The organism is Pseudodesulfovibrio thermohalotolerans, from assembly GCF_021353295.2.
Taxonomy (GTDB): domain Bacteria; phylum Desulfobacterota; class Desulfovibrionia; order Desulfovibrionales; family Desulfovibrionaceae; genus Pseudodesulfovibrio; species Pseudodesulfovibrio thermohalotolerans.
Genome location: NZ_CP120635.1, coordinates 1,547,519 through 1,567,603 on the forward strand (window position 1 = coordinate 1,547,519; position 20,085 = coordinate 1,567,603).

Consider the following 20,085-nt stretch of genomic DNA (forward strand, 5'->3'; position numbering starts at 1 on the left):
CCATGCTCAAGATTCGCTATCCACTTGATTCCGAGCTGGCCAATTCCATCCGGGAAATGCGGCCCCCCAAGGAGCTGCATGTCAATGTGCGCAACCTCGTCCTGAAGGTCGGCAAGGGAGCCGTGCTGCGTAAGGGTGATATCGTCGCCGAACATCCGTCCAAGGGCGTCGGCGCGTTCCACGCGTCGGCGTGCGGCAAGGTCTCGGGCGTCAACTACCACAGCCTGACCGTCAAATGCTCGGGTGGGGAAGAGACCGTCGACCCGGTGAACGTGGAGACCATGGGCAAGGGCTTGGAGCTTCTGCGCGCCTTGCAGGGGCTCGGCGTGGATGCGGCCCTGTTCAAGGGCGGGGCCGAAGTCCTGGTGGTCAACGGCCAGAACCCGGAACCCGGCATTTCCGTGGCTCAGCAGCTCCTGCGCGACGGACGCGAAGAGATTCATGCCGGGCTGCAAATGGCGCGCAGGCTGCTTTCTCCGGGCCGGACCGTGTTGGCCGTGCCCAAGGGCGAGGAGACCTCCATCCCCGGCGCAGAGACCGTGGGCGTCAAGGCGAAGTATCCCTATTCCCTGGACGCATTGGTGGTCCGGGCCGTCACCGGCAGGGAATTCCCCGAGGACGTCAGGGTCGTCAACGTCATGGATCTGTATGATCTCGGCAAAGTGGTCCTGACCGGGTTGCCTATCACCGAGACCCTCATGAGCATAGCCGGTCACAACTATCGAGTGCCCATCGGCACGCCCGTCAGGCACATCCTGGACGCCCTGCACATGGCCGCCGGCCCCGGCGACATAGTCGTGTTGGGCGGGCCGTTTAGGGGCGAGGCGATCTACAGCCTGGACCAGGGGGTGAAGAAGGGCGACCACGGCCTGTTCATCACCTCTTCGGACTCCATCCCGGCGGTGCAGGATGCGGCGTGCATCAACTGCGGCGAATGCGTTCTGCAATGCCCCGCCAGGATTCAGCCGCATCTCATCAGTCGTTGCGCGGAGTACGAGCGGTTCGATGAGGCTGTTCGATACGGCCTGAACAGTTGTTTCGAGTGCGGCCTGTGCGCCTTCAACTGTTTCGCCAGGCGGCCGCTGCTCCAGTACATCCGTTTCGCAAAGGCGCAGATTCTGGCCAAGGGACGGGAGACGCGGTCCTAGCCGGTTCCGCCGCGGACAAGATGTTCGATCAAACAAGGAAGAAGCATATGAATCCTCCCATACTCAAAGCGATGTCCGACATCTCCCTTCGGCTGACGGTTTCACCGCCGCCCCATTGGCGGAGCGGGCGGACCATCCAGGGCATGATGCAGGCCCATTTGCTGGCCCTGATTCCGGCTGCCGCCATGGCGGCCGTCATGTACGGCTGGCGGGCGTTGTCCGTGGTCGGCATGGCCGGAACCGCCGCCGTGCTCACCGAGGTGGCGTGTCTGCGCCTTCAGAAGCGGGATGTGGACGTGGACAATTATTCGGCACTGTACGCCGGGGTGCTGTTCGCCTTCCTGCTCCCGGCCACCGCGGCGTGGTGGCTGGCGGCCATGGGCGGCGCATTGACCATAGCCCTGGGCCGGGCCGTGTTCGGCGGGTTCGGGTGCAACCCTGTCTGCGCTCCGCTGGTGGCATGGGCCGTGTGCCGTTTTTCCTGGCCCGAGGCCATGGACATAGACCTGAACCTGGCCGGATTCATGGCCAATAGCCCGGTGGACCAGCTCATGTACTTCGGGGTCGGCAGCCTCGGCCAGTTCGACTACATGGACCTGTTCATGGGACGGCAGCTCGGCGGGCTCGGCTCTTCCCAGGTCGCGGCCGTGGCCGTCGGCGGCCTCTTTCTTCTCGCCGCCCGCTGGATTCGCCTGTTCATCCCGTTCGGCTTCCTTGCCGGGGTTGCGGGCACGGCGGCCGTGTACCGGCTGATCGATCCCACTGTCTACGCCGACCCGGTGTTTCACCTGCTGGCGGGCAGCACCATGTTCGGGGCGTTTTTCCTGGCCACGGACACCGCGTCCAGCCCGGTCGGCAAGATTCCCCAGATCGTCTTCGGGCTTATTGCCGGAGCCATGGTCGTGGTCATCCGCGCCCACGGGGTATACCCCGACGGCGTGCCCTTCGCGATCATGGTGGCGAACCTGCTCAGTCCGCTGCTGGAACGCCTTCGTCCCAAATACTTCGGAGTCAGATAGCCATGCGAGAAATAGTTAATATGGTCGTGGTCCTGTCGCTCATCTGCGCCGCTTCCGGCACTCTGCTGGTCAACCTGAAGCAGGCCACCCGGGAGAGGATAGAGCAGCAGGTGCTCGTCAATGTCCAGGGACCGGCCCTCATGGCCGTGCTCGAAGGGTGCGATAACGACCCCATAGCCGAACGGCGGACCGTGGGCGGCGTCACCGTGTTTCCGGCCCGGCGCGAAGGCAGGCTGGTGGGCGTGGCCTTCGAGACCTTCGCTTCAGGTTATTCCGGGGACATCGGGGTCATGACCGGGTTCGACCTTGGCGCGGATCGGCTCATCGGCATCGGGGTCACCACCCAGACCGAGACGCCGGGCGTGGGCACCCGGATCATGAAGCCCGCCTTCCTCAAGCAGTTCAGGGGCCACGGGCTTGACGCCATGGCGCTGAGTTCGAGGGACGGCGACATCGACGCCGTGGCCGGGGCGACCTTCTCGTCCTCCGGCGCGGTGGACGCCGTGCGCAAGGCGCTCGACGTCTACAGGGACATCAAGCCTCAAATCGCCGACCTCTGGCCGACGTCCTAAGGAGCGAGACATGAGTTCCATCAAAAAGGAATTTCTCAAGGGGTTGTGGGACGAGCTGCCGCCGTTCAGGGTGGTGCTCGGGCTGTGTCCCACGCTGGCCGTCACTTCCACGGCGGAGAACGGTTTCGGCATGGGCGTGGCCGTGCTCTTCGTCCTGACTCTGTCCAACGCCATCATCTCGGCGATGCGGAAGGTCATTCCGGCCAAGGTGCGCATCGCCTGCTTCATCGTCATCGCGGCATCCCTGGTGGTGGCCGTGGAGTTGCTCATGCAGGCGTACACATACTCCCTGTACCAGAAGCTGGGCATCTTCGTGCCGCTCATCGTGGTCAACTGCATCATCCTGGGACGGGCCGAGGCGTTCGCTTCCAAGAATCCGGTACTGCCGTCCATCGCCGACGGGCTCGGCATGGGCCTTGGCTTCACGCTGTCGCTGACCATTCTCGGCGCGCTGCGCGAGGGGCTCGGCAGCGGCACCGTCTTTGGCGTCCCGGTGGTTTGGGAGACATTCAGGCCCGCACATTTCCTGGTGATGGCTCCGGGCGCGTTCGTCTGCCTGGGCGTGATCCTGGCGGGCATGAACGCCCTCAACCGCCACTTGAGCCGCAGGAAGGGCGAACCGGCCGCCGAGCCGCAGAACGCGGCCTGCGCCTCCTGCGCGTCGTGCAACCTCTGCATAACGGCCAAGAGGGAGGAGTAGGCCATGGAATACTTCATGCTGTTCATCTCGGCCATCTTCATCAACAACATCGTTCTGGTTCAATATCTCGGTACCTGTCCGTTCATGGGCACGTCCAAATCCACGGACGTGGCTTTCGGCATGGGCGCGGCGGTCATCTTCGTCATGCTCATGGCCACGGCATTCACCTGGCCCCTGCAACGGTATGTGCTGACGCCCTTCGGCATCGGCTACCTGCAAACCATCGTCTTCATCCTGGTCATCGCTTCCCTGGTTCAGTTCGTGGAGATGTTCCTGAAGAAGGCCGTGCCGCCGCTGCACGCCTCCCTCGGGCTATTCCTGCCTCTGATAACCACCAACTGCGCGGTCATGGGCGTGGCCATCATGGTCCAGCGCAACCAGTACTCGTTCGTCAAGGCGATGGCTTTTTCCCTGGCTTCGGGGATCGGTTTTCTCATCGCCCTGATAATCGTCTCCGCCATCCGGGAGCGGCTGGACCTCTCCCCGGTGCCCGTCGTCTTCCGGGGCATTCCTGTGGCCCTGGTCACGGCGGGTGTCATGTCCCTGGTCTTTCTCGCCTTTCAAGGCATGGCCGCATAAACGAACAAGCTCAAGGACGCGATTATGGTACCCTCATCCATACTGGTTCTGTTTTTCCTGGGGTTCTCGGCCGCTTCCATTCTGGCCGTCGCTTCCCGAATCCTCCGCGTGGAGGAGGACCCTCGCGTGGCCCGGGTGGAAGCCTGCCTGCCAGGGGCCAACTGCGGCGGGTGCGGCTACCCCGGCTGTTCCGCCGCTGCGGCCGCAATAGTCAACGGCCAGGCACCGCCCGAGGTCTGCGTGGCGGCCAATCAGGAGGTTTCGGCGCGCATCGCCGGGATCATCGGTTCCGAGGTGAGCTTCAAGGAGCCCAAGGTCGCCACGAATATCTGTAGCGGCGGCTCCCGGGCCAACCTGCTTTTCGATTACAAGGGCGTGGAGGACTGCCGCGCCGAGGCCCTGCTCTACGGAGGCGAAAAGTCGTGCGGCCTCGGTTGTATCGGGCTTGGCACCTGCGTGAAGGTCTGCGCGTTCAACGCCATCCGTTTGAGCGGCGCGGGGCTGCCCGTGGTGGACTGGAACGCCTGCCGGTCCTGCGGCAAGTGCGCCGAGGCGTGTCCCACCGGGGCCATCCGCATATCCAGCGTGACCAGCGTATTGCTTCACCTTAACCAGACCGACGACTGCCTCGCTCCGTGTATGCAGAAGTGTCCGGCTCAGATCAATGTGCGCCGCTATATCCAGCAGCTTCGGCAGGGCGACATGCGCGGCGCGCTTCTGACCATCAAGGAGCACAATCCGCTGCCCCTGGCGGCTGGCCGCATCTGTCCGGCCCCGTGCGAGAACATCTGCCGCCGCAAGATCGTGGACGAGGGCGTGGCCATCCATACCCTGCAACGGTTCGCTGCGGACTGGGAAATGCGGTCGGGCATTCGCGTGCCCCTGCACTGCAATCCCCCGAGCGGCCACAGGGTGGCGATCATCGGCGGCGGTCCGGCCGGACTGTCCTGCGCCTATTTTCTGCGCCGTGTGGGGCATGAGCCGGTCATTTTCGAGAAGCGCGCCCATATCGGCGGCATGATGCGCGGCGTTATCCCCGAATACCGCCTACCCAAGAAGGTGGTGGATTGGGAGGTTCAGACCATTCTCAACCTCGGCGTGGAGGCCCGCACCAACGTGGCTTTCGGCCGCGACGTGACCCTCGCCGATCTCGAAAGGGAAGGGTTCGAAGCGGTCTTCATCGCCACCGGCGCGTGGAAGGTGCCGCCGCTCGGCATCGAGAATGATGATGCCAAGGGCGTGTTGGACGCGGTCTCGTTCCTGTACGGCGTGGGCCGCGAATACACCGACCTGCGCGGAAAGACCGTGGTGGTCGTGGGCGGCAGCAACACCGCCATGGACGTCGCCCGGTCCGCCGCACGTCTTGGTGCCGAGGTCGTGGCTCTGGTGCCGAGCATCCAGCGCAAGATGTCCGCCAACAAGGATGAGGTCCTGCGCGCTCTTGAGATCGGCGCGGATCTTCGTTACCTGACCGCGCCGCTCGGCATCGAGGCGCAAGACGGAGCCGTGCGGGGCGTGAACTATTGCGACCTGGCCTACGACGACCCGGAAAAGGCCAAGGGCGATCCGAAGCCCGTGGCCGGAACCCGAGCGTTCGTCGCGGCCGATCTGGTCATCGCGGCCACCGACCGCGTGGTGGACGACAGCCTTTTGCGCGACGCCGAAGGCAATCCCTTATTCAGGATGGACAGGAAGACGGGCGGAATCAGCGTGAACCCCACCACGTTGCAAACCGACATCCCCAACGTGTTCGCGGGAGGCGAAGCCCATACGGGCCGCAATATCCTGATTCATGCGGTGTCGGACGGACGCCGCGCAGCTCGTTCCATCCATTTCCATGTGACCCGGGGGACCGTGCCGGAACCGGACAACCAGCAAGTCCAGGTCATCCCGGAGACGATCCTCAAGGATATGCGTGTGACCTATTCCATTCCCAGGGTGCAAATCCCCCTGATTAGCATGGACGAGCGCAGGCATACCTTCAGGGAGGAAGTGGCCGGTTCCATCACCTATGAGGCGGCCAGAAAAGAGGCGAGCCGCTGCCTGCGATGCGGATTGACCTGCTATGACGCCGACGCCGGGGCCGAGTACACCCTGGACGACGACGTCAAGCTGATCTGCGCTTCGGGCAGGGAGTAGGCTGCCTTGATCGGCCGCTTGAAAGGAGCGGCGTGTGGGCTTGGCCGTGCGTCCGGTAGCAGCCAGCCGGATGTGCGAGGAGGTCAGGCCTGACGGGAATCCGGCATCCCGAACATGCCGGAAGCGCCGACTCGGGGCGCTTACAAGAGGGGTTGCAGCCATGCCGCTGCAACCCCTTGCCGTTTTTGCGGAGAGCCTTTTTTGCCGCGCCGCGCAGGGTGAGCGGACGGCGGGAACGCCGGTTCGGTCCGAGTGCCGTCTCATCCGCTGATATAATAGACATATTATCATATGTTCAAAAAAAGTGGTCGTGCCCTTTTGTTTGGGGTATTGTCTCAAGCAGGACTGTTGCGTCGCTCGTGTTTCGTCTCGATCATGGCAAGGGGAGGGCATATGCCGGCCAATCTCGACGAATTGGTGGTACGCGTCGCCGATATCTGCACCTACAAATGGGATATGGTGGGAAAACGCCCGCTGGCTTTCCTGATTTCCTCGTTTGCCGGCGGTGCGATGGTCGTGTTCGGCGCGACCCTGGCCCTGTCGGTCTCGGCGGGAGTGGGTGAGAATCTTGCTCCCGGGCTGGCCAATCTGCTTATGGGATTGGTTTTCATGTTCTCCCTCGTCATCATCATGATGTCCGGCATGACCCTGGTTACGGCCGACATGTATATCGGGATCGTCGGCGTCTTTCACAAACGCATCACCTGGGGAAGCTTCATGTGGGGCATCCTCCTCGGGTACATCGGCAATTTTATCGGCTCCATGTTTTTCATGTGGCTCATCGGCAAAAGCGGCGCCTATGCGGCCTGGCCTTGGATGGCCAAGTCACACGCCATAGCCGTGGCCAAGACGGGATACGGAGCGATCGAAATTTTCGTCATGGGCATCGTCTGTACCTGGATGCTCCAGACCGCGGCCATTCTGTTCGTCAAAGCCGAGGGGGACATGGCCAGGATCGCCATGGCCGCCTATGGTCCGCTGGCCTTCGTGGCGGGCATGACCGAGCACTGCATCGCCAACATAGGCTTCCTGGCCCTGCCTCTGTTTCAGCAGGAAGCCTTTCTGGAAGCCGCCGGGCGGATGGGGCTGGCCGCGCCCGTGATCCTGCATTGGGGATTCGGCCAATACGGATGGGCGCACAACCAGTTGTACACACTCCTCGGCAACATCGTGGGCGGGATTCTGTTTGTGGGCATCCCGTTTCAGTTGGTGTCCAATCCGAAGCGAGTCGAGATGATATACAGGAGCAAAACCTCATTTATGGGGAAGTTGTGATGATGGATTATTCTCCCTTCAACCCCGTGGTATGGGGGCTGTTTCTGGCTTTTGTCGTCAGCGTATGGATTGTCGTGCGCCTGTTCGCGCGGCGATATCCCGGTTATCCGGGAAATATGCCGGAGAAGCTCGAATAGGGCTCGCCGGGCATATGGTTATACCAATGGGTTGCTCTGCCTGAGGGGATACCCTGACAGAGCCGCAACTCAAGGAGGCTCACCATGGTACAGGACGGATGGCATCCCACTGTCTGCTATCAATGCAAGGCGGAATGCGCCATTCTGGCGAAAGTTCAGGATGGACGGGTCACCGAGGTCAAAGGAAATCCGAAATACGGCGGCAAAGCCTGCGTCAAGGGGATGGCCGGGGTCACTCTCCAGTACGCGAAGGACCGTCTGACAAAACCCCTGAAACGGGTCGGCGAGCGGGGGGAAGGCCGGTTCGAGGAGATTTCCTGGAACGAGGCGTTCGACATTATCGAGGAGAAGCTGCGTAGTTTGTACGATCGGGGCGAAGGGCACAAGCTCACCTACAGCTTCTTTCCCCATTCGCTGACCGACCCGAAATGGCACTTCCTCAACGCTTATGGCGGCTACATCAATACCGGCCTGCCGCACTGCGATTCGGGCAAGATCGTCTCGGAGATCAAATGTTGGGGCGGCATTCCCAATCACCACATCCCGCCCGCCTGGTTCACCATGCCCAAGGACGGCATAATCCTGCTGGTGGGCCGTCACGCCTTCGGCTGCCTGGATGACGCCTGCGTTCCCAGGGATATTATGGAGGCCATGGACCGGGGAGCCAAGCTCATCGTGGTGGACCCGATCTTCAGTCCGGATGCGGCCAAGGCGGATTGGTGGATTCCCATTCGCCCGTCCGGCGACACCGCGCTTTTCCTGGGCATGATACATCACATCATTGAAAACGATCTCTACGATAAGAAGTTCGTGGAAGAGTGGGTGCGCGAGGGCGACTTCGACAAGGTCAAGGCGCACGTCAAGGACATGACCCCCGAGGCCATGAGCGCGATTTGCGACGTCCCGGCGGACGACATCAGGAGACTGGCCGTCATGTGCGCCGAGGCCCCGGCCGTGGGGGTGGACGGCTTCAAGTCCATCATGCTCGGCCAGGCGCTCGATTTCGGCCACGCGTGGTCCATTTTCCTGGCTATCACCGGCAATCTGGACAACCCCGGCGGCCAGCCCATACCGGAACTGACTCCGCTCAGCCCGGTGGAGCCCCAGCCGCCCGGCCCGCCGCCCCTCAACGAGATGGGCTTCCACCGCACCGGGCCGAATCGCGATGCCTTCAGAAATTACAGCTTCATCATGGAACCGACCTGGTACGAGGCGCAGGCCATCAAGGACGGCAGCCTCAAAATCCTTCTCGTCACCGAAGCCAATCCGGCCCTGACCGAAATGGGCAGCAAGGAGTGGCAGAAGGCCGTGTGCATGAAGGACGCGAACGGCGAATACATGCTGGAATTCCTGCTGAACACGGACATCATGCTTTCCGAAACCGCCAAATACGCCGACCTGGTGCTGCCCGACCAGACTCATTTCGAGCGTTACGAGCTTCTGTACATGCCGTGGTGGTATAATTTCGGCCACGGCGTGCTTCTCCGCCAACCCCTGGTGAAGGCACCGGGCGAGGCCATGCATTCCAATCTCGTGTTCATCGAAATAGGCAAGCGCATGTTCCCGGAATACTTCCAGTTCAAGGACGACGTCGAGTATTACGACATTCAGCTCAAGGGGCTCGGCCTGTCCGTGGAAAAGCTCAAGGCCATGGGAGGCAAGTGGTCTCCCGGCACCATGGGCTTCCGCAAGTACAGGGACGGCGGCTTCGGGACGCCGTCCGGCACGGTTCACCTCTACTGGGAGGATTTGGAGGAGGTCGGCCAGCAGTTGCCGCGCGCCATTCTCGCTCCGGAATACGATGCGGACGTGGAGGAGTATCCGTTCATTATGATAAGTTACCGCCGCATCCACATCAACGGAACCGGGCCGTGGTCCAGCAACAACGCCCAGTTGCGCGATCCCGCATCCGGCCAGAGCACCAACCCGGCCATTCTCAACCCGGCGGCCGCCGCCAAACTCGGAATCGGGGACGGCGACACGGTCACCATCAAGTCGCGTACGGGAGAGCTGCGAATGCCGGTCAGGCTCACCGAGCATATCCGGCCGGATTGCGTGGGCATCATGCACGGTTTCGGCGCGACTGTTGGCCGTGTGGCGGCCGGGGCGGGCCATTGCGACAACGAACTCATCCCCGATGCCGGTTCGCACCTTGAATGGCAGGACCTCATCGGCGGCGAGGCGCACGTTTCCACCAGAGTGCGCATAACCAGATAAGGAGGGCAACGATGCATCAGCTCGGCTTGATGATAGACATGAACAAATGTATCGGCTGCAAGACGTGCGTGGTCGCCTGCCGCAACCACCACGGCATCGTGGACCACGAAAACTGTATGCCGGGGGAGATTCCCTTTTATATCCGCGTGGAATCCCTGACCGAGGGAACCTATCCTCTTGTCTCGGAACATTGCTGGGTGGTTCCGTGTCAGCACTGCAAAAACGCGCAGTGCGTCAAGGCGTGCGCTTCGGAGGCGATCGTCAAGGACCCGCAGACCGGCATCGTCCGCATCGATGCGGACAAGTGCGCGGGCTCAAAAGCCTGTATCGAGGCGTGCCCGTATAACGTCATCCAGTTCGACGCGGTTCGCAACAAGGCGCACAAGTGCGATCTCTGCCATGACCGCGTGGTGGCCGGGGAGATTCCGGTCTGCGCCGAGGTCTGCATGACCGACGCCATCTCGTTCGGCGAGGTGGAGATGCTCAGGCAGACGGCCCTGGATCAGGGCCGCGAGATCGACAGGAAGAAGTCAGCCATGTCGATCGTCTACCTGAAGCCGACGCCCAAAAACACGTTGGCCGGCGTTTAGCGGCCAGACCATGACAAAAGGTGCATTCCAATGGAGTGCGCCTTTTTTCGTTGCGGGATGAAAGCAAGGGAGCCTCGGCAATGCCTGCGGAATGCCGGGTGGCCGTCACGCCGCGCCTCGGCGTGATCGTCGTTCACCCTAGCTCGCGGGCTTGAGGCCCATAATGAGGTAGGCCAATTGCGCCGAGGCGAAATCCGACGCGCGATCCCCGTCCATGGGGGCCAGTTCGACGACATCGGCCCCGATGAGTTCCCTGTCCTGCACGGCGGCTTCGAGGAGCGTCAGGGCTTCATGCCAGCCGATGCCTCCCGGAACCGGAGTGCCGGTGGCCCGGATGACCGAAGGGTCCAGTCCGTCCACATCGAACGTGATGTAGATTCGATCCGGGAAGTCGGAAGGCAGGAGGTGCTTGGGGATGCCTTTCAGAAACAGCTCGCGCGCATCAAGATGGGGGATGTCGTTGGCCTTCCTGTATTCCACTTCCTCCGTGCACAGGGCGCGGACGCCGATCTGGAAGATGGGAAGGCCGAGGTCGTCGGCGGCGCGGCGCATGACGCATGCGTGACTGTAGAGTGAGCCTTCGTAGGAATTTCGGAGATCGGCGTGGGCGTCGAACTGGACTACGCCGAATTTCGGGTATTTTTGCTTCAATGCCCTGAGCGCGCCGAGGGTCACGGTGTGCTCGCCGCCGAGGACCAGGGGCATCGCCTCGCATTCCACGGCATACGTGACGGCGTCCTCGATCCTGTCGAGGGTTTTGGAAATGTCGCCAGAGCAATCCACGGACGCGGAAGTGTGGATTCCGTTGTTTGCGGGCACGGACTTGCCGTCCCACAGTTCCAGTTGCGTGGACGCCTCCACTATGGCCGCAGGCCCTTCAGCGGTTCCGCCGCCGTAGGAGACGGACGATTCCAGGGGAACCGGAATGATATGGAAAGCGGCCTCTTCCGGCCGCGCGTTGTTGATCTCGCCTTCAAGAAAGTGCGAAGCCATGGCGTCCTCTCTAGGAAAGTCGGTTTTTGAAATCTTCGTAGCCAAAGGAGCGGACAAGGGGAATTTCATTCGAATCGGGCCTGAAGAGATAAATCGACGGCAATTGGATACCGTTGAATGTATTGGTCTTGACCATGGAATAGATGGCCATGTCGGTGAAAACCAGGCGGTCGCCGGTCCGGGCGGGCTGATCGAACGAGTATTCCCCGGCCACGTCGCCAGCCAGGCAGGAGGGACCGCCGATCCGGCAGGTCCATGCCTTTTCGTTGGCCTCGCCTGAACCGACGATATGCGGACGGTAGGGCATTTCGATGACGTCGGGCATGTGGCACGGCACTGCGGAATCCATGATCGCCACGGGCATGTCGGCCTGCACCACGTCGAGGACCTCAGCGACGAGGTAGCCCGCGTTGAGCGCCACGGCCTCGCCCGGTTCCAGATAGACCTCGACGTTCCATTTCTCCTTGAAGCGGGTGATGAGGCTGACCAGTAGTTCGACGTCGTAGCCGGGCCAGGTGATGTGGTGCCCGCCGCCGAAGTTAACGTATTTCATGCGCGGCAGCACGTCGGCGAAATTCCGTTCGACGGCCTCGATGGTCCTTTCCAGGCAGTCGGCGTCCTGCTCGCACAGATTGTGCCAGTGCAGGCCCGTGATCCCGTCGAGGTTGTCGGCGTCGAACTGCGCCCGCCGAATGCCCAGCCTTGAGCCGGGAGAACAGGGGTCGTAGATGGGCGTGGCCCCTTCGGAGTGCTCGGGGTTGATGCGCAGGGCGAGTTCAATGTCGCGCCCGGCGGCTTCGGCCAGTTCCCGCACCAGCGGACGGAAGCGGTCGAGCTGGGCAAAGGAGTTGAACACGATATGGTCGCTCGTCTCGCACAGGTCCCGGATATCCGCTTCGGAATAACCGGCGGCGAAAGTGTGCACCTCGCGCCCGAATTCCTCCCGCCCCAGCCGCGCCTCGTGAGGCGAGCTGGCGCAGATGCCGTCCAGCTTTTTCGCAAGTAAGGGGAATACGGCGTGCATGGCGAAGCATTTCAGCGCGAGCAGCACCTTGCATCCCGCCCGCTCCCTGACAGAGGCGAGGACCTCCAGGTTGTCTTTCAGGAGGCCCTCGTCGATGACATAGGATGGCGTCTCGACCAACTTGGGGTCGAAACGGTATTCCAGGCGGCCGTTCACTACAGCTCCGCTTCCTGCCAGGGCAGGCCGTGGCTGTTCAGGGCGGCCATGAACGGATCGGGATCGAATTGCTCCATGTGGAAGACGCCCTCGCCGGACCATTTGCCGGTGAGCATCATCATGGCGCCGATCATGGCCGGAACGCCCGTGGTGTAGGATATGGCCTGGGAACCGACTTCTTCGTATGCGGCTTCGTGGGAGCAGATGTTGTAGATGTACATCGTCTTTTCCTTCCCGTCCTTGACGCCCTTCATGACGTTGCCGATGCAGGTGCGCCCCTTGGTCAGGGGGCCGAGGGAGCCGGGTTCGGGCAGGACCGCCTTGAGGAACTGAAGCGGCTGGATCATCTGGCCCTTGTATTCGACGGGTTCGATGGAGGTCATGCCGATGCCTTCCAGCACGCGCAGATGGTTGAGGTACGCGTCGCCGAAGGTCATCCAGAAGCGGGCGCGCTTGAGGCCCTTGATGTGCATGACCAGGGACTCCAGTTCCTCATGGTACATGAGATAGCACTTCTTCGTGCCGATGCCTTCCGGGAAATCGTAGCTCATGGACCAGGAGAGCGGATCGGTCTCGACCCACTCGCCGCGTTCCCAGTATCGTCCGCGCTGGGTGATTTCGCGGATGTTGATTTCCGGGTTGAAGTTGGTGGCGAAAGCCTGCCCGTGGTCTCCAGCGTTGCAGTCGATGATGTCGAGCACATGGATTTCGTCGAAGTGGTGCTTCATGGCGTGGGCCGCGAACACGTTGGTGACGCCCGGGTCGAACCCGGAGCCGAGCAGGGCCATGAGACCCGCTTCCTTGAAGCGTTCTTGATACGCCCACTGCCATTTGTATTCGAATTTGGCCTCGTTCGGCGGTTCGTAGTTGGCCGTGTCGAGGTAGTTGACGCCGGTTTCAAGGCACGCGTCCATGAGCGTCAAATCCTGGTAGGGGAGGGCCAGGTTGACCAGCAGATCCGGCTTGATCCTGTTGATGAGCTCCACGGTCTCGGCCACGTTGTCGGCGTCGACCTGGTAGGTGGGGACGTCGACTCCGGTGCGCTGCTTGACCGATGCGGCAATGGCGTCGCACTTGGACTTGGTACGGCTGGCGAGGTGGATTTCGCTGAACACCTCGGGAACCTGGGCGCACTTGTGCACCGCCACGCTGCCGACGCCTCCGGCGCCGATGATCAGAACCTTGGACATAGTCGTATCCTCGTAGAACGCTCTTCTGGGAGCGGTAAGAATTTCTTATCGTTCGAAGTAAGTGTAGCCCTGCAGGCCGTTTTTGTAGGCCTGGAGGATATCCCGTCGCTGAATGGGCGTTATCTGGCCGTGCTGAACGGCTGTCTCCGCTGTTTTGCGGAAGCGCCTGAGGAGGGCTTTGGTGTCGTATTCCACATAGGAGAGGATATCCTCCACCGTGTCGCCCTCAAGCTCGCCCACAAAAACGAACTCGCCGTTGTCACGAATCCTGACGGTGACGATGTTGGTGTCACCGAGCAGGTTGTGCAGATCGCCGAGCGTTTCCTGATATGCGCCTACAAGGAAGGCGCCGAGGTAGTACTCCTCGGAGTCCTTCAACTCATGCAGGGGCATGGTTCGCTTGACGCCCTGGCTGTCGATGAAACGGTCGATCTTGCCGTCGCAGTCGCAGGTGATGTCGGCCAGCAGTCCCTCGCGTGTCGGCGTTTCGTTGAGACGGTGCACCGGCATGATGGGGAAGAGCTGCCCTATGGCCCAGGAATCGGGAAGGGATTGGAATACGCTGAAGTTGCAGTAGTAAATGTCGGACAGAGCCTGGGTGATGCCTTCCAGCTCGTGCGGGAGCGAGGGCATGTCCTTGGCGAACCGGGCGATGCGGAAGATGGTCTCCCAGAAGACGCTGTCTCCGAGGGCGCGCTCACGGAAGGAGAGCTTGCCCTGAGAGAAGGCCTGCCGCACCTGGTCGCGGTAGTAGAGAATGTCGTTGAAGCTTTCCTGGACGTTGCGCAGGTTCAATGCTTCCAACGTGTCATAGAGATGCTGAATGTGGATGCTCGTGCCTTCTGGCAGCGTCTCTGGCAGCGTCTCGGGCTCGAAACGGGCCGTATCCAGCACGTTGAAGAGCAGCATGGAGTAGTAGGCGACCAATGCCCGGCCCGATTCGGTGATGATGATCGGATGGTCGATGTTCTGCTCGTCGAGCACGGTCATGACGCCTTCCACCACATCCACGGAATATTCGTCCACCGAGTAGTTGCGGCTGCTCATGAAGTTTGTCTGGGTGCCGTCGTAATCAACGGCCAGACCGCCGCCGAGGTCGAGGTAGCGCATACCCGCCCCCTCGGCCACAAGCCCCGCATAGACGCGGGCCGCTTCGGCCACGGCATTGCGGATTTCGCGGATGTTCGGAATCTGCGAACCGAGATGGTAGTGGAGCAGTTGGAGGCTGCCCAGCATCTCTTCTGCCTTGAGGGTGTCGATGGCCTCGATGATTTGCGCGGCATTGAGGCCGAAGATGGAGCGGTCTCCGCCGGATTCGGCCCAGAGGCCGTTGGCCTGGGCCGAGAGCTTGACGCGCACGCCGAGGATGGGCTCGACGCCCAGGGCTCTGGACCGCTCGATGATGAGCGGCAGTTCACCCGGCATTTCGACGACCAGGACGCATTTGAAGCCGAGCTGTGTCGCGTGAAGGCCAAGGTCGATGTATTCCTCGTCCTTGTAGCCGTTGCACACGAGAACCGCCTCGGGGTCGCGGAGCATTCCCATCGCGGCGATCAGTTCGGCCTTGCTGCCAGCCTCAAGCCCGTGATGGTATTTCTTGCCGTGACGTGTCACGGCTTCCACCACTTGTTGCTGCTGGTTGACCTTGATGGGGTAAGCGCCAAGATACGAGCCTCGGTAATTGAGGCTGTCGATGGCCGCCTGGAAGCTGTTGTTGAGCAGGGAAATCTGGGTGCCGAGGATATTCTCGATGCGCAGGAGCACGGGCATGTCCAAGCCGCGTTCCTGAATACCTTCGATAATCTCGGGAATGCTTACCGCATTGGTAAAATTGCCCGGCTCGGGGGTTACTTGCAGTTCTCCGGATTGGGAAATGCCGAAGAAGCCGGCTCCCCATTCACGGACGCCATAGAGTTCGGTGGACCGTTCAGTGGTCCATCTTTCCAGGGTAGGGGTCACTCATAAATCCTCCCGCCAAGTGGATTCGGGAAAACCCGGTGTTGCGGTTCATTGATTCGAGTTAATCGTTTCAATGCGAAAACGGAAGTATGGGCGGGGGGCAAAAAAGTCAATATTAAATTTGCCCCCTGCGCGGCGCGTAGCGCGTACGCCGCCGCCTTTGCTGAATATATCCGAGGGCGTTTTTTGGGGGAACTTTTCCTGCAACTCCCTGGAGAGGAAAATCAGGCCTTGAAAGCCGCTTTGCGGCAATAGTCGGATGATTTCGCCTCCGGCGGGCAAGGGTTCGCACCCTTGCATCCCATCTATGCGCCTTCGGCGCGGGCTATATCCCGCTCAGCGTGCCCTGCCGCGAAAGGGGGTGGTGTGCTTTATTTTGATTGCCCTACTGAATACGATAAACAAAGCCGAGCGCGTTCATACGCACTCGGCTTTGTTACGTGTAACGAACAAGTCAGATTTAAGGGACAAGAAAGGAGCGCAAACCCTCCGCTCTACAGACTTTTATTGGTCATACGATCGGTTCAAAGTGCTATTAATACGAAATAGTTATAGCAGAAGAAACTTTTTTAGCTTTCTCCACAGCACTCTCAACATCGTCGGCAAGGGCCAAGGCAACGCCAAGACGACGGACTCCAGCGCATTCGCCCTTTCCGAAAATCAGAACCTTTGTATCTGCCTCGCGAAGGGCAACATCAACGCCATCAAAGGCGGGCTTGTCTGATGTGCCATTAGATAAAATTACACTCGAAGCGGCTGTTCCGTATTGACGAATACCCGGAATCGGCAAGCCCAAAATAGCTCTTACATGCAGAGCAAATTCACTTAAATCCTGAGAGATGACAGTCACTAATCCAGTGTCGTGAGGGCGGGGGGAAACTTCACTGAAGATAATATCATCATCTTTTACAAAAAGTTCAACGCCAAAAATTCCACGCCCACCTAAGGCGTCTGTGATCTTGCGTGCGTATTCTTGAGCTTTCGCAAGGGCTGCTTCGCTCATGGGTTGCGGCTGCCAAGATTCACGGTAATCCCCATTCTCTTGTCGGTGCCCAATCGGCTTACAAAACGTTGTTCCATCAACGTGGCGCACGGTTAAAAGGGTAATCTCATAATCAAAAGGTACGAATTTTTCGATGATGATACGCCCCTCACCCGTACGGCCGCCGGACTGAGAATAATCCCAGGCCTTTTGGATATCGGCCTCACTTTTCACGACGGATTGCCCTTTTCCGGAAGAACTCATGACGGGCTTGATTACGCATGGGACACCGATTTCGGCCACTGCCGCCCGGTATTCTTCTTCTGTGTCGGCGAAACGGTAAACCGATGTGGTCAGGCCAATCTCTTCAGCAGCAAGACGCCGAATGCCTTCGCGATCCATTGTCAGCTTAGTCGCATTGGCGGTAGGGACAACATTAAATCCCTCTTTTTCAAGCTCGACCAAGGTAGATGTGGCAATGGCCTCAATCTCAGGCACAATATAGTCCGGCTTCTCTTCCGTAATGACTCGGCGAAGCGCGTCGCCATCCAACATGGACATGGAATAAGAGCGGTGCGCCACCTGCATGGCGGGGGTATCTTCATAGCGATCGACCACAATAACCTCAACGCCGAGACGCTGCGCTTCAATCACAACTTCCTTGCCAAGTTCGCCACCACCAAGAAGCATCATTTTCTTTGCTGATGCCGTTTTGGCTGTTCCTAATATCGTCATTCTAAATCCCTTTGAATTGATTAAAATCATGCTTTAGGTAGGGACTCCCTATGCCAAACTTCCCCCCAAATTGAAAGGATTTCCCTTTTCGATTAAATAAGGGGGCTGTACGAATACAGCCCCCTCGTGGTTGTTGTTTGTGTGAGGCTAGGCCTCGGAGTCGAGGTATGCCTTGAAGGCGGCTGCACCTGGCTTGCCATTCACGGTGGTCACGCCGTCGAGCCATTTTTCGTACATGGCCGGATTGCCCTTGAGCCACTTGAGCCCGGCTTCACCCAGCTTCAGTTTCTTGTTGTTGTGCACTTCGGTCATGATCTGGTTCATCATGGAGACAGGGAAGGTCATGTTCTTGAACAGCTTGGCAACGTTGGGGTTGTCCTTTTCCAATCCTTTGCGGATGTTGGTCCAAACGGTGGCGGTACCATCATTACCGCCGAAGGTCTGATCGGTGGAGCCGGTGAGATAGGTCATATCGATGCGTTCGTTCATGCTGTGCGGAGCCCAACCGAGGAAGACGATCCACTTGTCGTTCTTGGCGAACGCCTGGACTTCGGAGAGCATGGCAACTTCACTGGAAGCGACCAGCTTGAATTTGCCCAGGCCGAACATATCCTTGTCGATCATGTCCTGAATGATCATGTTGCCGTCGTTGCCAGGCTCGATGCCGTAGATCTTCCAGTCCAGCTTGTCGCCGAATTTGGCGATGTCGCTGAAGTCCTTGAGTCCGGCTTCGGCGCAGTAGGAAGGCACTGCCAGGGTGTATTTGGCTCCCGGCATGTTGGCCACGTATTTGATGACCGTTCCTTTGTCGAAAAATTTGTTGGCGATATTGGCCATGGAGGGCATCCAGTTGCCGAAGAACACATCGGCATCGCCGGTTGACAGGGCGGAGTATGTGATGGGCACGGAAAAGACTTTGTTTTCGGCCTTGTAACCGAGGCTTTCCAGAACGGAAACCGCGATTTCGGATTTGATGGTCACACCGGTCCAGGAAACACTGGCAACAGTGATTTTGTCGGCGGCGTGTGCGGTGATGTTGAAACAGAAAATGGTTGCGATGAGAAAGAAGGCGATTGCGGTTCGCCTAAGGCCAGAAGACATTAAACCTCCTACGTTGAAATTAAAGGAGCGGTTCAGCGCAGGCTGTCTCGCTCGTTAAACGCGAAATACGCTGGTTATTCGTTATCCACGCCAAACCAGTTGAAAGGCTGGGTGGCGTGGTTGCGATATATGTGTTTGACCTCGGTGTATTCTTCGAGGCCGATTTTGCCGAGTTCGCGGCCCAGGCCTGACTGCTTGTAGCCGCCCCAGGGGGCCTGGACGAAATAGACGTTGAAATCGTTGGCCCAGACCGTGCCGAAGCGAAGCGCCTTGGACACACGCTCAATGCGGTCAGGATCGCGGGTCCAGAATCCAGCAGACAGGCCGTAGATGGTGTCGTTTGCCCGTTTTATTACTTCCTCTTCCGTGCTGAACTTTTCGATCGTTATGATCGGTCCGAACACTTCCTCCTGCACGATGCGCATATTGTTTTCGCATTCCGTGAACAGGGTGGGCCTGTAAAAGTAGCCGTTTTCCAAGGCCGCGTCATCTGGGCGTTTGCCGCCCAGCACGAGCTTGGCACCTTCGTTTTTGGCGATGTTGACGTATCCTTCGACCTTGGCCAGATGCTCGGCGGAGATGAGCGGACCCATCTGGGTCTTTTTGTCAAATCCGTTGCCGACGACGATCTTTTCCATTCGTCCTTGCAGGGCCTCCACAAAACGATCGTGGATGCCTTTCTGCACCATGACCCGTGCTCCGGCCGAGCAGATTTGCCCGGCGTGGAAGAAAACGCCGTTAAGGGCGTAGTCCACCGCGACGTCGAAGTCGGCGTCGTCGAAGATTATGTTGGGATTTTTACCGCCCAGCTCCAAGGCGACCTTCTTCACGTTCCCGGTAGCGGCGCGCATGATGGTCTTGCCGGTGGCGATGCCGCCGGTGAAGGAGATCAGGTCCACGTCGTTGTTTTCGGACAGCTCAGCTCCCACCTCGGGGCCAGGGCCGAGGACCGTGTTGACCACGCCAGCAGGAAAGCCTGCCTCTTCGGCCAGTTCTGTCACCTTGAGGGTGGTCAGGGGCGTGATCTCGCTCGGCTTCATGACGATGGTGCAGCCTGCTGCCAGTGCCGGGGCCATCTTCCATGAAGCCTGAAGGAGCGGATAGTTCCACGGTGAAATCTGGCCGCAGACGCCCACTGGTTCGCGGATGACCATGCTGGTGGAATCCGGGTTGGGCGAGGCGATGATTTCGCCGCCGTCCTTGTCGGCCAGCCCGGCGAAGTAGCGGAAGATACCCTCGATGTCCTCCATGTCCCAGCGGCTTTCCTCAACGGTCTTGCCGGTGTCCAGGCTTTCCAGGCGGGCCAGTTCCTCGCGGTCGCGCTCAATCAGGTCGCCCAGTTTGAACAGAAGCCGTGCCCGCTCCGAGGCCGGAGTCTGGGGCCAGCCGCTTTCGTCAAAGGCCCGGCGGGCCGCCGTGATGGCTGCCCTGGTGTCTTCACGGTCGCCTTCTGCAACCGTGGCTATGACGGACGCATCGAACGGATTGAGGATTTTTCGCTCATTGCCGGAGCGCGAATCGACCCATTGTCCATTAATATAGAGTTTCCCCGAGATCATGATTTCACCG

At 60.1% G+C, this 20,085-nt stretch carries 17 protein-coding genes; 10 read left to right on the top strand and 7 right to left on the bottom strand.

What is annotated here, in order from left to right; all coding sequences use genetic code 11:
* The first annotated feature begins 2 nt into the window (after positions 1–2).
* The 10 genes from LF599_RS07195 (at position 3) to LF599_RS07240 (ending at position 10,376) form a co-directional block, all read left to right on the top strand.
* Positions 3–1,148 carry a 4Fe-4S dicluster domain-containing protein gene (locus LF599_RS07195; protein WP_279522822.1) on the top strand — a complete coding sequence of 382 codons (1,146 nt, stop codon included), beginning with the start codon at positions 3–5 and terminating at the stop codon, positions 1,146–1,148.
* 47 nt (positions 1,149–1,195) lie between these two features.
* A complete protein-coding gene (locus tag LF599_RS07200; protein WP_279522823.1) occupies positions 1,196–2,167 on the top strand; it encodes an RnfABCDGE type electron transport complex subunit D in 972 nt (323 codons plus the stop codon).
* 2 nt (positions 2,168–2,169) lie between these two features.
* The gene (gene rnfG, locus LF599_RS07205) at positions 2,170–2,739 is read left to right on the top strand and encodes an RnfABCDGE type electron transport complex subunit G (protein WP_279522824.1); all 570 of its coding nucleotides are present in this window, start codon (positions 2,170–2,172) and stop codon (positions 2,737–2,739) included.
* Between the two features lie 10 nt (positions 2,740–2,749).
* Complete coding sequence (locus LF599_RS07210) at positions 2,750–3,439, top strand: electron transport complex subunit E (protein WP_279522825.1); 690 nt, start codon at positions 2,750–2,752, stop codon at positions 3,437–3,439.
* A gap of 3 nt (positions 3,440–3,442) precedes the next feature.
* Positions 3,443–4,018 (top strand): electron transport complex protein RnfA, encoded by a 576-nt coding sequence (locus tag LF599_RS07215; RefSeq protein WP_279522826.1) that lies wholly within the window; start codon positions 3,443–3,445, stop codon positions 4,016–4,018.
* 24 nt (positions 4,019–4,042) lie between these two features.
* The gene (locus LF599_RS07220; protein ID WP_279522827.1) at positions 4,043–6,157 is read left to right on the top strand and encodes an FAD-dependent oxidoreductase; all 2,115 of its coding nucleotides are present in this window, start codon (positions 4,043–4,045) and stop codon (positions 6,155–6,157) included.
* A 393-nt stretch (positions 6,158–6,550) separates the two neighbouring features.
* Positions 6,551–7,432 (top strand): formate/nitrite transporter family protein, encoded by an 882-nt coding sequence (locus LF599_RS07225; RefSeq protein WP_279522828.1) that lies wholly within the window; start codon positions 6,551–6,553, stop codon positions 7,430–7,432.
* Positions 7,432–7,569 (top strand): hypothetical protein, encoded by a 138-nt coding sequence (locus tag LF599_RS07230; RefSeq protein WP_279522829.1) that lies wholly within the window; start codon positions 7,432–7,434, stop codon positions 7,567–7,569. The genes LF599_RS07225 and LF599_RS07230 overlap by 1 nt, the downstream gene beginning before the upstream one ends.
* A gap of 84 nt (positions 7,570–7,653) precedes the next feature.
* The gene (locus LF599_RS07235) at positions 7,654–9,786 is read left to right on the top strand and encodes a molybdopterin-containing oxidoreductase family protein (RefSeq protein WP_279522830.1); all 2,133 of its coding nucleotides are present in this window, start codon (positions 7,654–7,656) and stop codon (positions 9,784–9,786) included.
* A gap of 11 nt (positions 9,787–9,797) precedes the next feature.
* Complete coding sequence (locus LF599_RS07240) at positions 9,798–10,376, top strand: 4Fe-4S dicluster domain-containing protein (RefSeq protein WP_279522831.1); 579 nt, start codon at positions 9,798–9,800, stop codon at positions 10,374–10,376.
* A 138-nt stretch (positions 10,377–10,514) separates the two neighbouring features.
* On the opposite strand, the gene speB is transcribed toward LF599_RS07240, so the two are convergent.
* From speB to betB, 7 genes are all read right to left on the bottom strand, one after another.
* On the bottom strand, positions 10,515–11,369 hold the full coding sequence (gene speB / locus LF599_RS07245) for an agmatinase (RefSeq protein ID WP_269943035.1): 855 nt from the start codon (positions 11,367–11,369) through the stop codon (positions 10,515–10,517).
* Positions 11,370–11,379: 10 nt separating this feature from the next.
* Positions 11,380–12,549: a carboxynorspermidine decarboxylase gene (gene nspC / locus LF599_RS07250; protein WP_279522832.1), complete on the bottom strand. Its 1,170-nt coding sequence runs from the start codon at positions 12,547–12,549 to the stop codon at positions 11,380–11,382.
* The gene (locus LF599_RS07255; RefSeq protein ID WP_269943036.1) at positions 12,549–13,739 is read right to left on the bottom strand and encodes a saccharopine dehydrogenase family protein; all 1,191 of its coding nucleotides are present in this window, start codon (positions 13,737–13,739) and stop codon (positions 12,549–12,551) included. The genes nspC and LF599_RS07255 overlap by 1 nt, the downstream gene beginning before the upstream one ends.
* Positions 13,740–13,784: 45 nt before the next feature.
* Positions 13,785–15,698: a biosynthetic arginine decarboxylase gene (speA, locus tag LF599_RS07260; protein ID WP_279522833.1), complete on the bottom strand. Its 1,914-nt coding sequence runs from the start codon at positions 15,696–15,698 to the stop codon at positions 13,785–13,787.
* A 535-nt stretch (positions 15,699–16,233) separates the two neighbouring features.
* On the bottom strand, positions 16,234–17,415 hold the full coding sequence (gene purT, locus LF599_RS07265; RefSeq protein ID WP_279523086.1) for a formate-dependent phosphoribosylglycinamide formyltransferase: 1,182 nt from the start codon (positions 17,413–17,415) through the stop codon (positions 16,234–16,236).
* 147 nt (positions 17,416–17,562) lie between these two features.
* Positions 17,563–18,516 (bottom strand): ABC transporter substrate-binding protein, encoded by a 954-nt coding sequence (locus LF599_RS07270; protein WP_279522834.1) that lies wholly within the window; start codon positions 18,514–18,516, stop codon positions 17,563–17,565.
* Positions 18,517–18,590: 74 nt separating this feature from the next.
* On the bottom strand, positions 18,591–20,075 hold the full coding sequence (gene betB, locus LF599_RS07275) for a betaine-aldehyde dehydrogenase (RefSeq protein ID WP_279522835.1): 1,485 nt from the start codon (positions 20,073–20,075) through the stop codon (positions 18,591–18,593).
* Positions 20,076–20,085: the final 10 nt, after the last annotated feature.

Coding starts and splice junctions, on each gene's coding strand:
- LF599_RS07215 (WP_279522826.1), top strand. CDS start 3,443: ATGGAATACTTCATGCTGTTCATCTCGGCCATCTTCATCAACAACATC.
- speB (WP_269943035.1), bottom strand. CDS start 11,369: ATGGCTTCGCACTTTCTTGAAGGCGAGATCAACAACGCGCGGCCGGAA.
- betB (WP_279522835.1), bottom strand. CDS start 20,075: ATGATCTCGGGGAAACTCTATATTAATGGACAATGGGTCGATTCGCGC.
- LF599_RS07235 (WP_279522830.1), top strand. CDS start 7,654: ATGGTACAGGACGGATGGCATCCCACTGTCTGCTATCAATGCAAGGCG.
- LF599_RS07270 (WP_279522834.1), bottom strand. CDS start 18,516: ATGTCTTCTGGCCTTAGGCGAACCGCAATCGCCTTCTTTCTCATCGCA.
- rnfG (WP_279522824.1), top strand. CDS start 2,170: ATGCGAGAAATAGTTAATATGGTCGTGGTCCTGTCGCTCATCTGCGCC.
- LF599_RS07240 (WP_279522831.1), top strand. CDS start 9,798: ATGCATCAGCTCGGCTTGATGATAGACATGAACAAATGTATCGGCTGC.
- LF599_RS07255 (WP_269943036.1), bottom strand. CDS start 13,739: ATGTCCAAGGTTCTGATCATCGGCGCCGGAGGCGTCGGCAGCGTGGCG.
- LF599_RS07230 (WP_279522829.1), top strand. CDS start 7,432: ATGATGGATTATTCTCCCTTCAACCCCGTGGTATGGGGGCTGTTTCTG.
- LF599_RS07210 (WP_279522825.1), top strand. CDS start 2,750: ATGAGTTCCATCAAAAAGGAATTTCTCAAGGGGTTGTGGGACGAGCTG.
- LF599_RS07220 (WP_279522827.1), top strand. CDS start 4,043: ATGGTACCCTCATCCATACTGGTTCTGTTTTTCCTGGGGTTCTCGGCC.
- purT (WP_279523086.1), bottom strand. CDS start 17,415: ATGACGATATTAGGAACAGCCAAAACGGCATCAGCAAAGAAAATGATG.
- LF599_RS07225 (WP_279522828.1), top strand. CDS start 6,551: ATGCCGGCCAATCTCGACGAATTGGTGGTACGCGTCGCCGATATCTGC.
- LF599_RS07195 (WP_279522822.1), top strand. CDS start 3: ATGCTCAAGATTCGCTATCCACTTGATTCCGAGCTGGCCAATTCCATC.
- LF599_RS07200 (WP_279522823.1), top strand. CDS start 1,196: ATGAATCCTCCCATACTCAAAGCGATGTCCGACATCTCCCTTCGGCTG.